This window comes from Nocardiopsis sp. iso_25, from assembly GCF_056173305.1.
This window is the reverse complement of record NZ_CM149667.1, coordinates 1223040-1235633: the sequence shown is the minus strand read 5'-3', so window position 1 is coordinate 1235633 and position 12594 is coordinate 1223040. Positions and strand designations below refer to the sequence as shown.

Below are 12594 nucleotides of genomic sequence, written 5' to 3'. Positions count from 1 at the left end.
GCGGGAGCCGACCGCTCAGGCCAGCCCCTCCTGCTCCAGCCACTCCTGGGCGACGTCGGCGGCGTTCTCGTTGCCGATGACCACCCGCTCGTTGAGCTGGGTGAGGGCCTCGGTGGTCAGGGCGGCGGAGACGGCGTTCAGCGCACCCCGGGCGGTCTCGTCCACCTGCTCGCTGTTGACCAGCGGGGTGACGTTCTGCGCGCCGAACAGGTTCTCCGGGTCCTCCAGGATCACGAAGTCGTTCGCGGTGATCTGCGGGTCGGTGGTGAACAGGTTGGCCGCCTGGATATCACCGTCCAGGAGCGCCTGGGTCAGCAGCGCCACCTCCAGGGACCGGAACTCGCCGAACTCCACCCCGTAGACGTCGGCCAGGCCCACCACGCCCTGCTGGCGGGTCTCGAACTCCGGCGGCCCGCCCAGGGTCAGCTCCCCCGCGACGTCGGCCAGGTCCTCCAGGCTGGCCAGGTCGTGCTCCTCGGCGACCTCGCTGGTGACGGTGACCGAGTCCTTGTTCTCCGCGCTGGAGGAGTCCAGGATCTCCAGGCCCTCGGGCAGCGCCTCGGTGACCCTCTGGTTGGTCTCCTCGCTGCTGCCGGTGGGCGCGTTCTCGTCGAGGTAGGCCAGGATCGCGCCGTTGTACTCGGGGAACACCGACAGGTTGCCGGACTCGATCTGCGAGTAGTAGACCTCGCGGCTGCCGATGCCGAGCTGGTACTCGACCTCCACGCCCTCGGCCTCCATGGCCCGGCCGTAGACCTCGGCGAGCAGGGTGGACTCGGGGAAGTCGGCGGAGCCGATGACGACCGCGCCGCCGGAGCCGCCGCCGGACTCACCCCCGCCCTCCTCCGTGTAGGGGTCGCTGGCGCCGCACCCGGTCAGGAGCAGCGCGGCCAGGGGCAGGGCGATTCTCTTGTACATGGAACCTTCTCTCTGGGGTGGCCTGGCCCTGTGACCCGGCCCGGTTCTGTGGTGTGGCCCGGCTCCGCGGCGCGGTCCGGCCCTAGCCCTGCGGCGCGGCCAGGCGCAGACCGGGGGCGACCAGGAGCCGCCGCAGTCCGGCGAACACGAGCGTGGTCAGGACCGCGAGCAGCACCACCAGCACCGATCCGCCGAGCATCATCGTCAGGTCCTGGCGTGCCTGGCCGTCCACGATGTAGCGGCCCAACCCCCCGACCCCCACGTAGGCGGCGATGGTCGCGGTCGCGACCACCTGGACGGCGGCGGTGCGCATGCCGATGAGGATGAGCGGCGTGGCCACGGGCAGTTCGAGGCGCAGCAGCACCTGGTGGCCGCGCATGCCCATCCCGACGGCGGCGTCCCTGAGCCGGGGCTCCACACCGCGCACGCCCTCGTGGGTGTTGACCAGGATCGGGGGCACGGCCAGCGCCACCAGCGCGCACAGCACGGGCACGATCCCGATCCCGGCGGCCAGCACGATGAGGAACAGGACGCCGATGGTGGGCAGGGCGCGGGCGAAGTTGGCGAGGCTGGTGGTCAGGAAGCCGCCCACACCGGTGTGCCCGGTGAGCAGCCCCAGGGGGACCGCGACGGCGGCGGACAGCAGCAGTCCGAGCAGCGAGTAGTAGACGTGTTCGCCCAGACGCGCGGGGATGCCCGCGGCGCCGGTCCACTGGGCGGGGTCGGCGAACCACGCGACCAGGTCGTTGAGGATGTCCATGGTTACCTCTCCCCCGCCGTGTCACCGGTGCCCGGGTCCGCTGGCGACCGTCCCCCCGCTGGGGTCGCGGCCCGCGGGTCCGCCGCCGGGTCCGCCGCGGCGGCCTCCGCCGCGACCGCCCGGCGCCTGCGCCGTGGCACGGCGCCGTCGCGGCGCGACCAGGGGGTGAGCAGGCGCTGGGCGAGCACCAGCACCGCGTCGGTGACGAACGCCAGGACCACGGTGAGCACGATGCCGACCACGATGGGCGCGTCGAACTGGCGCCGGAAGCCCTCGCTGAGGATGAGCCGGCCGAGACCGCCCAGGCCCACCAGCGAGGCGACGCTGACCATGCTGATGGTGGCCACCGAGGCCACCCGCAGCCCGGCGATGACCACCGGCACGGCCACCGGCATCTCCACGTACAGCAGGCGCCGCAGCGGGCCGAAGCCCATGGCGACGGCGGCCTGGCGCACGTGGTCGGGGACCTGGCGCAGCCCGTCCACCACGTTGGGCAGCAGGATCACCAGGGTGTACAGGGCCAGCGGCACGATGGCCGTCCAGTCGCTGAACCCGGTGTAGGGCAGCATGAGGAAGAACAGGGCGATGGAGGGCACCGCGTAGAGCACGTTCACGCCCGTCAGCACCGGCGGGTACAGGCGCTTCCAGCGCGCGCACGCCAGCCCCAGGGGCAGGGCGACCGCCAGTCCGATGAGGATGGACAGGTAGGACAGCCGCATGTGCTCGGTCAGGCGGGGCAGGACGCCCCGGTCCGGGTCGCCGGGGTGGCTCCAGTTCGCGACGCCCCAGTCCACGACGCGCACGACCCAGTCCCACGCCCCGGCGAGCGCCCCGGTGCCGGACGGTCCGGCCGCGGACCCGGCGCCCCAGACCCCGGCGACGGCCTCGGCGATCACTCGGTCACCGACCACAGAGCGGCGCCCAGGTCGTCCTGCGAGACCACGCCGACCACCCGGCCGTCGGCGTCGACGCCGACCGCGCGGCCCGCGGGCGAGAGCACCGCCGCGTCCAGGGCGGCCCGCAGGGAGTCGGTGCCCACGGCGAAGGTGTGGCCGAAGGGCGCGAGTTCGAGCGAGCCCAGGGCGGTGTCCGCGGGCGCGTCGGCCAGCTGCCGCGCGCTGGCCCAGCCCAGGGGCATGCGGTCGCCGGTGACGACCAGGGCCCAGGGCTCGTCCCCGAGCGAGGCGGCCGCGGCGCCCGCGCGCACGCTCTCTTCCAGGACGGCGTCCTGGCGCGGGGAGAGCCTGTCGGCCGGGAAGAAGGACAGGCGCCGCACGCCCCGGTCGTAGCCGATGAAGGACTCCACGAAGGCGTCCTCGGGCGCGGCCAGCAGGTTCTGGGGGGTGTCGTACTGGGCGAGCCTCCCGCCGGGGCGGAAGACGGCGATGCGGTCACCGAGCCGGACGGCCTCGTCGATGTCGTGGGTGACGAAGACGATGGTCTTGTGCAGCTCCTTCTGCAGACGCAGGAGCTCGTCCTGGAGGCTGGCGCGCACGACGGGGTCCACGGCGCTGAAGGGTTCGTCCATCAGCAGGATGGGCGGGTCGGCGGCCAGTGCGCGGGCGACGCCGACGCGCTGCTGCTGGCCCCCGGAGAGCTGGTGGGGGTAGCGCCGGGCCTGGGCGGGCTCCAGACCGACCAGTTCCATGAGCTCCGCGGCGCGCGCCCTGGCCTTGGCCCGGCCCCAGCCGAGCAGCAGGGGCACGGTGGCGATGTTGTCGCGCACGGTGCGGTGCGGGAAGAGCCCGGCCTGCTGGATGACGTAGCCGATGGAGCGGCGCAGCGCCGCGGGGTCGCGCTGGCGCACGTCCTCGCCGTCGATGCGGACGGTGCCCCCCGTCGGTTCGACCATGCGGTTGATCATCCGCAGCGACGTGGTCTTGCCGCTTCCGGAGGGACCCACGAAGACCGTGGTCTGGCCGGTCTCGACGGTCAGGTCCAGCTGGTCGACGGCCACCGTGCCGTCGGGATAGAGCTTGGCGGCGCCCTCGAACGCGATCATCGGCGGTGTCGTCTCCATTCGGGGAACCGGAGGGTCCGGAAGGTGAGGTGTGGCGAGGGGCAGGCCGTTCGCACGTTACCCCCGGGCGCGCTGGTCAAACCGTGGGGTGGAGGCCGTGACCGTACCGGGACCGAAGGCGGCGGGCGCGCCGAGGGGCCGGGTCCCACGACCCGGCCCCTCGGCGTGCCGCCTCAGTTCTGACGGCCGATCCAGTCGGCGAGCTGGTGGAGGTCGTCCAGGACGGCGTCGGCGCGGGCCGCCTCCTCGGCGGCGGCGTGGCGGTAGCCGTAGATACCCCGGCGCAGCAGGACGGCGCGCATCCCGGCGGCGCGGGCGGGGAGGACGTCGTTGTCGACGCGGTCGCCGACGTAGACGATCTCGCCGGGTTCGGTGCCGGGGCTGGCGGCCCGGACCAGGGCCAGGACCCGGTCGAAGAACGCGGGTTCGGGCTTCTTGACACCCCAGTCGTCGGAGATGCCGATGCCGTCCACGCCCAGGTCCATGGCGGTCAGGGCGGGTCCGGCCTCGGGCGGCTGGTTGCCCGCGATGACCAGGGAGATGCCGGAGGCGCGCATGGCCGCGAAGGCGGGGCGCACGTCGGGGTACAGGTCGGCCTCGCCGAAGTGCTCGCGTTCGCCGTCGGGGTCCTCGGCGCGCCAGCGCGCGCTCTCGGCCGCGAGGTCGAACCCGGGCACGAGCAGGCGGAAGCCGTCGGTGAGGGTGCCTCCGGAGGCGAGCACGCCGCCGATGGTCCCGAAGAAGGCCATGTGCGGGATGCCGAAGCGGTCGGCCCAGCGCGCGAAGATCCGGGTCTCGTCGACGAGTGTCTCGCCGACGTCGAAGACCGCAGTACGAATTGCCACGGTCAGGGAGTGTACAAGCCGCCGACGACGGCCCCCGGACGGGGGAAGGGGCCGCGGCCCGAACCGCGCGGGCGGTGCGCTCCCGGCCGCCCGGCCGGGCGGACGGGTTCCCGGGGGCGGGACCGGGCGGGCCCACGCTTGGCCTTCAGCTGGGCGGGCGCAGCACCGCGAAGGCGTCGGTGATCTGGAGGCCGCGCTCGCGGAACCGGAAGAGCGCGGCGGGCCTGCCCCCGGAGCGGCCCGAGGGAACCGAGCGGCCGGTCTCCTCGATCTGGCCCCGGCGCAGCAGGACGCGGCGCAGGTTGGTGGCGGCCACGTCGTGGCCCAGCGCGGCCCGGTAGTAGCCGGACAGCTCCGACATCGTGAACTCCGGCGGGGCGAGGGCGAACCCGACGTTGGTGTAGCTGAGCTTGGCGCGCAGCCGCTGGCGTCCGGAGCGGACGATGGAGGCGTGGTCGAAGGCCATGGTCGGCAGGTCGGCGGCCGGGTGCCAGCCGGTGTCGCCGGGCACGACCGGGTCCACGTCGGCGGGGACCAGCCCCACGTAGGCGGTGGCCAGGGTGCGGCGCCGGGGGACGCGGTCGGGGTCGCTGCGGGTCTCCAGCTGCTCCAGGTGTGACAGATCCCTCACGTCGACCTTCTGGGCGAGCTGGCGCCGGATGGATGCGCCCAGGTTCTCCCCCCGGCCGAGCCTGCCGCCGGGCAGCGCCCAGGCGCCCTCGCAGGGCGGCAGGGCCCTGCGCCACAGCAGGACGCACAGTTCTCCGGCGCGGATCTGGAGCACGACCGCGAGAGCCTCGTGCACCGACAGCTCCGCGTGGTCGGACGCGGAGCAGACGGACGCCGCGACCTGTCCGTTTTCCTGAGGGATGTCCACCCTGTCCCTTCCGTTACCCGTCATGTTAAGCTTCACCAGGTTTGTGCCTGACAGACAAAAACCTGTCCCCGCCCGCACCGACCCTCCACGGCACGGCGCCCGCGCGGCGTTGCCCACAGCCTCAAGGAAGTAGTTGGACATGGCACCGGTCACCGCCACGGCGGACACCATGACCAGGCAGGAATGGGCCGCTGAGGTCCACCGCCTGGCGAAGGAGCGCGACGCTGTCATCCTCGCGCACAACTACCAGCGCCCGGAAATCCAGGACGTCGCCCACCACACCGGCGACTCCCTGGCGCTCTCCCGCCTGGCCGCCGGTGTCGACGCGAGCACCATCGTCTTCTGCGGCGTGCACTTCATGGCCGAGACCGCCAAGATCCTCGCCCCCCAGAAGACCGTCCTGCTGCCCGACCCCGCCGCCGGGTGCTCGCTGGCCGACACCATCACCGCCGAGGACGTGCGCGCCTGGAAGGCCGAGCACCCCGACGCGGTCGTGGTCGCCTACGTCAACACCACCGCGGCGGTCAAGGCCGAGACCGACATCTGCTGCACCTCCTCCAACGCCGCGGACGTCATCCGCTCCATCCCCGAGGACCGCGAGATCCTCTTCCTGCCGGACCAGTTCCTGGGCGCCCACGTCAAGCGGGTCACCGGCCGCGACAACATCCACGTGTGGATGGGCGAGTGCCACGTGCACGCCGGAATCGACGGGCACACCCTGCGCGAGCGGGTCGCCGCCGAACCCGACGCCGAGGTCTACGTCCACCCCGAGTGCGGCTGCGCCACCTCCGCCCTCTACCTCGTGGGCAGCGGCGCCGTCCCGCAGGAGCGCGTCAAGGTCCTCTCCACCGGCGGGATGCTGACCGCCGCGGAGAACACCAGCGCCAAGAAGGTCCTCATCGCGACCGAGACCGGCATGCTGCACCAGCTGCGCAACGCCAACCCGAACACGGAGTTCGAGGCGGTCAACTCGCGCGCCGAGTGCCACTACATGAAGATGATCGACGCGGACAAGCTGCTCAACGCGCTGCGGTTCGGCACGACCGAGATCACGGTCGACGCCGACACCTCCGCGCGCGCCCGCCGCTCCGTCGAGCGGATGATCGCCATCGGGTCGCCCTCACGCGGCGGAGAGTAGCCGATCCGCGACCGTCGGGTCCCGCAACCGGCCCCGAGGTTACGGAAGACTTACCTTCAAGACACAGGTAGACGATTCACCCACGCGTCGCCTCTCCCCTCGCTACCGTCGCGGGGAACGGGGGGTTAGAAAAGTGACCAGAGGTAGCGAACCAGGCGAACCGTCGACGGTCGAGGCGCTCTACGACGCCTTCGCCCCGTCCCTGTACCGGTACGCCTGGTCGCTACTGGGTGAGGACACCGGGCAGACGGCCGAGGCCGTGCACGACGGCCTCGTCGCCGGTGTCGTCCTCGACTCGCGGCGCGCGGACCCGGCCGACCTCGGCTCCTGGCTGTACGCCCTGGTCCGCTCGGCCTGCCAGCGCCGCGGCCTGGCCCACGCGAGCCCCTACACCCGGCTGGCCACGGTGCCCGCCGAGGAGCCGGTGGCCCGCATGTTCTCCCGGCTGCCCGCCAGCCACCGCGAACTGGTGGAGCTGAACCTGCGGCACGCCCTGCCCACCTCCGCGGTCGCGCGCGTCCTGGGCCTGGACCCCCAGATCTGCGGCGAGCTGACGCGCTCGGCGATCCGCCGCGCCGCGGAGAACCTGGACGGCCGCGACGGCGACCACCGCGTCCCCGACCCACGAACCTCCCGGGAGGCAGGAGCCTCCGGCGGTGCCGGGGACACCGGCGGCCCGGGCACCGCCGCCTGGCGCGCCCAGGTGCACGACGTCTCCCAGGCACTGGCCCTGCTGCGCCCGCCCGGCCCGCCGCCCGGCCTTCGCGAGGCGGTGGTGCGCACCTGCACCGATCCCGACCTGGCCGCGGCCCGCGAGCGTATCGCCGCGCAGATGCACCCCCTCACCGGCGAGGGGTACCCGATGCACCGCTCCCGCGCCGCCGGGGCGGCCGAGGAGGAGAACGAGGCGGCCGAGCCCGGCCCCGAGGCGCCGCCCCGCGCCCTGCCAGGCGACCGGCTGACCACGCGCGACCACCCGGTGCGCGACGAAGCGGTCACCCCGCTGGCCGGACCCGGTTCGCCTGCCGTGCCCGACGACTCCGGTGACGGTCCCGACGACCGGCGCACCGCCCGCCGCCGCTGGCCGACGGCCGCCGTCTCCGGCCTCGCCACCGTGGTACTGGCGGTCGCGCTGTGGGGCTGGGCCAGCGCCGTGGGCGGCCCCTCCACGATGATCGGCGCCGGGCCCGACGAGACCGAGCGCGGACCGCTGGTCCCGCAGGTGGAGACCGACGCGACCAGCGCGGACACCAAACCGGAGGCCGGACCGACCCCGGAGCCCCCGACCGCGCCGACGGAGCCCACCGAACCCGGGGCCGAGGCGGAGCAGCGGCAGGAGGACGGCGGCGGCAGCGGGCACCAGGCCCCCGACCCGGCTCCGGAGCGGACCACGCCCGCACCGCCCCCGCAGGAGGCGAGCCCGCCCTCCGGAGGCGAGGGGCCCGACGGCGCTCCGGGCGCGCCCGGGGAGGAGGAGTCCGGAGACGACGACGCCCCCGGCGGCCCGCCCGAGGAGGACGGGGACGACGACGGGGGCGGCAAAGGTCTGCTCGACGGGCTGCTGGGCCTGCTCTTCGGCGGTGGCTGACGCCGGTCCCCCGCCGACGCGGGGGAAGGGCGGGTCAGAACGGGGCGAGCAGGCGCTCGGCCGCGGCCTGGAGCCGCCGCTCCACCTCGTCCACGTCACGGCGCCCCTTGAGGACCTCCACCAGCTCGAAGATCCACACGCTGGTCAGCGAGCCCACCAGGACGTAGCCGGTGCTGTCGCGGTCCACCCCGGTGCCGCCCTCCTCCTCGGCGCCCTCCAGGTTGCCGGTGGCCACCCGCCACACCAGGTCGGAGATGCGCAGGTCGAGCTCGATCTTGACCTCGGCCATGATGAGCGAGCGCACCAGCGCGTCGGCCAGCTCCGGCTCGCGCATCAGCCCGCGCGTGGCCCGCAGCAGGACGTCGACCGCGCGTTCGGCGGGGGTGTCGGCGGTGGGCGGACGGCGCACGATACCGCCCTCCAGCAGGTCCAGCTCCTCGGTGACCACGGCCACCACCAGATCCATCTTGGAGGGGAAGTACCGGTAGAGCGTGCCGAGGGCGACACCCGCGCGCTCGGCCACCGAACGCATCTGCATGGCCTCCACACCACCGCGCACGGCCAGCGCGGCCGCGGTCTGCACGATGCGCTTGCGGCGCTGGGTCTGACTTCGTGACATCGTTCCGCTCGCCGCCTGCACCGGCACAGGATCTCCCCTTCGTCGTCAGCCCGCGCGCTGCCCGCTCGCCGCGGCGCTGAAGCCCGTCGCCGACGCCCACCCGGAGGCGGCGGCTGTTACGAGAACACGTTATCCAACCGATTCCCCCGAAGACGGCCGGTCAAGCCCATGATCCTCACCTCATCGCCCGACGTAGCAGTAGCAATACGAAAAGCGGACCGGGGTTTTCGGATCGCCTGACAGGCTTTGTAGAATTTGTTCTCATTTGTGTACCGCGCATGAACACCACCCCTCCTCCGACCGTCCGGACGCCCGCCGCGCCGAACACGGCGACGCGCCCCGCCGGAGCACCGCCGCAGGGCACCCGACATAGGATCCCTTACCAACCGGCCCGACGCCGGTCCGAACACAACTGCCGAGTAACATAGGCACGCGCACGCCTGTCACCGGCCGACGGCGTCCGCGCCCACGGCGACCGGGCCCGCGACCCAACGAAGAGGTGGACTCTTGACCCAGTCGGGCACCACACCGAGCCCCCGGCCCCGTGCCGAGCGCCCCCTGCGCGTCGCCCTGCTGTCCTACCGCAGCAAGCAGCACGTCGGCGGACAGGGCGTGTACGTCCGCCACCTCTCACGCGAACTGGCCGCCCTGGGCCACGAGGTCACCGTCCTCTCCGGCCAGCCCTACCCCGTGCTGGACGAGGGCGTGACCCTGGAGAAGGTCCCCTCCCTGGACCTGTACAACGACGCCCACCCCTTCAAGGCACCGCCCGTGCGCGAGTGGCGCGACTGGATCGACGCCCTGGAGGTCGCCACCATGTGGACCGCCGGGTTCCCCGAGCCCCTCACCTTCTCCCTGCGCGCCAACCGCGAACTGCGCCGCCGCCTGGACGACTTCGACGTCGTCCACGACAACCAGACGCTGGGCTGGGGACTGCTCGGCATCAGGTCCGCCGGACTGCCCCTGGTCACCACCATCCACCACCCCATCAGCGTGGACCGCAGGATCGAACTGTCCGAGGCCCGGGGCCTGCACAAGCTCACCAAACGCCGCTGGTACGGGTTCGTGGGCATGCAGGCCAGGGTCGCCCGCCGACTCGACCCGATCCTGGTGCCCTCCCAGTCCTCCGCCGACGACATCGCCCGCGAGTTCGGCGTCTCCCCCGCCGCCATGGAGGTCACCCCGCTGGGCGTGGACACCCGCCACTTCCACCCGCGCCCCGCGCTGGAGCGCGTACCGGGACGCATCGTGTGCACCGCCAGCGCCGACAGCCCCCTCAAGGGCGTGGCCGTCCTGCTGCGCGCCGCGGCCAAACTCGCCACCGAACGCGACATCACCCTGACCGTCGTCAGCAGACCCAAACCCGGCGGCCCCACCGACCAGCTGGTGGACGAGCTGAGCCTGCGCGACCGCGTCGAGTTCGTCAGCGGCATCGACGACACAGCCCTGGCCGAACTCATCGCCAGCGCGCAGGTGGCGGTCGTCCCGTCCTTCTACGAGGGGTTCTCCCTGCCCGCCGTGGAGGCCATGGCCTGCGCGACGCCGCTGGTGGCCAGCCGCGCCGGAGCACTGCCCGAGGTCGTGGGCACCGACGGGGACGCCGGGCGCCTGGTGCCCCCGGGCGACCCCGAGGTGCTCGCCGAGGCGCTGGCCGCCCTGCTCGACGACGACGCCGAACGCGAACGCATGGGCGCCGCCGCATGGCGCCGGGTCCAGGAGCGCTTCACCTGGAGGGCCGTCGCCGAACTGACCGCGCGCCGCTACGCCTCCACCGTCGACGCCGTGCGGGGCAACCGCCCCGCCGACGGCGGCGCGCAACCCGGGCCCGCCGAGCCCGCGTCCGCGCCGGCACCCGATCGGGCCCCCGCCAACGGCGCCTGACCGGCCCGGACAGCGCGCCGCCCCGCGGGCCCCGCGCGACCCACCGCCCCGCGCCCGCGGCCGCGGAGCCCCAAGACCAGATCCCCGAGCCAGATCCCCAGGGAGCCTCCACTGATCACCGTCGACTTCAACCTGTTCCCCGTCGGCCCGGGCGACCGCGTGCTCGACCTGGGCTGCGGCGGCGGCCGCCACGCCTTCGAGGTCTACCGACGCGGCGCCGACATCGTGGCCTTCGACCAGAACGTCGCCGACCTCGCCGAGGTCGAGACCATGTTCGCCGCGATGCGCCACGAGGGCGAGGCTCCCGAGGAGGCCAGGGCCGAGACCGTCAAGGGCGACGCCCTGGACATGCCCTTCGACGACGCCAGCTTCGACCGCGTGGTCGCGGCCGAGATCTTCGAGCACATCCCGCACGACACCGCCGCGATGGCCGAGCTCTTCCGGGTGCTGCGGCCCGGCGGCATCGCCGCGGTGACCGTGCCCAGCTTCCTGCCCGAGCGCCTGTGCTGGGCCCTGTCGGAGGAGTACCACACCAACGAGGGCGGGCACATCCGCATCTACACACGCGCCGAGCTGGAGGCCAAGCTCAAGGCCACCGGCTTCGAGGTCGGCCCGCACCACCACGCGCACGCCCTGCACGCCCCCTACTGGTGGATCAAGTGCGCGGTGGGCACCGACCGGGACGACCACCCGCTCGCCAAGGCCTACCACGACATGCTGGTGTGGGACATGCTCAAGGCCCCCGCCGTGACCCGCGTCGCCGAGCGCCTGCTCAACCCGGTCATCGGCAAGAGCGTGGTCGTGTACGTGCGCAAACCGCACGACGCCTGATGTCCGTCACCCCCGCACCCACGACCGGAACGGCCCTCCACGACGCTCTGAGCCTGCCCGGCGTGCTCAACGCCGAGCAGCTGCACCGCTCCGCCTCCTACCTCGCACGCTGCCAGGAGGACAGCGGGGCCATCCCGTGGTTCCCCGGCGGGCACACCGACGTGTGGGACCACGTGGAGTGCGCCATGGCCCTGACCGTGACCGGCCGCAGCGCGCCCGGACACGCCGAGGCGGCCCGGCGCGCCTACCTGTGGCTGGCCGACAGCCGCGCGCCCGGGGGAGGGTGGCCCGCCAAGTTCCGCCAGGGCGTCCCGGTGACGCCGCTGCGCGAGGCCAACCACGCCGCCTACCCCGCGGTGGGCCTGTTCCACCACCTGCTCGTCACCGGCGACACCGCGTTCGCCGAGCGGATGTGGCCGGTGGTCGAGGAGGGCCTGGAGTTCGTCCTGGCCCTGCGCGGTGAGCACGGCGAGATCCTGTGGGCCCGCTCGGAGAACGGCGCCCCGGGGGACCACGCCCTGCTGACGGTGTGCGCGAGCGCGCACCACGCGCTGCGCTGCGGCGCCGCCCTGGCCGCGCGCCTGGGCCGCTCCCGCCCCGCGTGGACGGCCGCCGCCGACCGCCTCGCGGTGCTCATCAACGGGCACGAGGACCTGTTCGCCGACCGGGGCCGCTTCTCGATGGACTGGTTCTACCCCGTCCTGGGCGGCGCCGTGCGCGGGGCCGCCGCCAAGGAGCGCATCGCCGAGCGCTGGGACCGCTTCGTGGTGCCCGGGCTGGGCGTGCGCTGCGTGAGCGACCAGCCGTGGGTGACCGCGGCGGAGACCTCGGAGCTGGTGCTGGCCCTGGCCGCCGTCGGCGACGTGGACGCGGGCGTGCGCCTCCTGCGGGACGTGCAGCACCTGCGCGACGCCGACGACGGCGTGTACTGGACGGGCTACCAGTTCGCCGAGCAGGTGCGCTGGCCGGTGGAGCGCAGCACGTGGACGTCGGCCGCCGTGATCCTGGCGGCGGACGCGCTCACCGGGACCACGCCGGGCTCGCGGGTCTTCCTGCACACCTGGGACGGTGGCCCCTCCGACTAGGAGGCCTACCCCGGACCCGCGCCACATCCAGC

Annotated in this window: 12 protein-coding genes; 5 read left to right on the top strand and 7 right to left on the bottom strand. The window is 73.6% G+C overall.

What is annotated here, in order from left to right; genetic code table 11:
• Window positions 1-15 precede the first annotated feature (15 nt).
• From AC0VX6_RS05580 to AC0VX6_RS05555, 6 genes are all read right to left on the bottom strand, one after another.
• Window positions 16-918, bottom strand: coding sequence for an ABC transporter substrate-binding protein (locus AC0VX6_RS05580; RefSeq protein ID WP_475467571.1), 903 nt, complete (start codon window positions 916-918; stop codon window positions 16-18).
• An 82-nt stretch (window positions 919-1000) separates the two neighbouring features.
• Entirely contained in the window at window positions 1001-1678 is a 678-nt protein-coding gene (locus tag AC0VX6_RS05575) for an ABC transporter permease (protein ID WP_274976485.1), read from the bottom strand.
• A gap of 2 nt (window positions 1679-1680) precedes the next feature.
• Window positions 1681-2574 (bottom strand): ABC transporter permease, encoded by an 894-nt coding sequence (locus tag AC0VX6_RS05570; protein ID WP_274978061.1) that lies wholly within the window; start codon window positions 2572-2574, stop codon window positions 1681-1683.
• Window positions 2571-3680, bottom strand: coding sequence for an ABC transporter ATP-binding protein (locus AC0VX6_RS05565; RefSeq protein ID WP_274978060.1), 1110 nt, complete (start codon window positions 3678-3680; stop codon window positions 2571-2573). The genes AC0VX6_RS05570 and AC0VX6_RS05565 overlap by 4 nt, the downstream gene beginning before the upstream one ends.
• A gap of 191 nt (window positions 3681-3871) precedes the next feature.
• Window positions 3872-4543, bottom strand: coding sequence for an HAD family hydrolase (locus AC0VX6_RS05560; RefSeq protein WP_475467568.1), 672 nt, complete (start codon window positions 4541-4543; stop codon window positions 3872-3874).
• Window positions 4544-4688: 145 nt separating this feature from the next.
• Window positions 4689-5420 (bottom strand): NUDIX hydrolase, encoded by a 732-nt coding sequence (locus AC0VX6_RS05555; protein ID WP_047869876.1) that lies wholly within the window; start codon window positions 5418-5420, stop codon window positions 4689-4691.
• Window positions 5421-5559: 139 nt separating this feature from the next.
• Between AC0VX6_RS05555 and nadA the strand changes: the two genes are divergently transcribed.
• Entirely contained in the window at window positions 5560-6558 is a 999-nt protein-coding gene (nadA, locus tag AC0VX6_RS05550) for a quinolinate synthase NadA (protein ID WP_212641259.1), read from the top strand.
• Between the two features lie 133 nt (window positions 6559-6691).
• On the top strand, window positions 6692-8146 hold the full coding sequence (locus tag AC0VX6_RS05545) for an RNA polymerase sigma factor (RefSeq protein ID WP_475467566.1): 1455 nt from the start codon (window positions 6692-6694) through the stop codon (window positions 8144-8146).
• Between the two features lie 34 nt (window positions 8147-8180).
• Here AC0VX6_RS05545 and AC0VX6_RS05540 read toward each other — a convergent pair whose 3' ends face one another.
• Window positions 8181-8792: a TetR family transcriptional regulator gene (locus tag AC0VX6_RS05540; RefSeq protein WP_274976482.1), complete on the bottom strand. Its 612-nt coding sequence runs from the start codon at window positions 8790-8792 to the stop codon at window positions 8181-8183.
• Window positions 8793-9272: 480 nt separating this feature from the next.
• Here AC0VX6_RS05540 and AC0VX6_RS05535 point away from each other — a divergent pair, with 480 nt between their 5' ends.
• The 3 genes from AC0VX6_RS05535 to AC0VX6_RS05525 all read left to right on the top strand — a co-directional run bounded on the left by AC0VX6_RS05535 (window position 9273) and on the right by AC0VX6_RS05525 (window position 12562).
• Complete coding sequence (locus tag AC0VX6_RS05535; RefSeq protein ID WP_475467564.1) at window positions 9273-10646, top strand: glycosyltransferase family 4 protein; 1374 nt, start codon at window positions 9273-9275, stop codon at window positions 10644-10646.
• A gap of 168 nt (window positions 10647-10814) precedes the next feature.
• Entirely contained in the window at window positions 10815-11477 is a 663-nt protein-coding gene (locus AC0VX6_RS05530; RefSeq protein ID WP_475469266.1) for a class I SAM-dependent methyltransferase, read from the top strand.
• Window positions 11477-12562, top strand: a complete 1086-nt coding sequence (locus AC0VX6_RS05525) for a glucosidase family protein (RefSeq protein ID WP_475467563.1) — start codon at window positions 11477-11479, stop codon at window positions 12560-12562. The genes AC0VX6_RS05530 and AC0VX6_RS05525 overlap by 1 nt, the downstream gene beginning before the upstream one ends.
• Window positions 12563-12594: the final 32 nt, after the last annotated feature.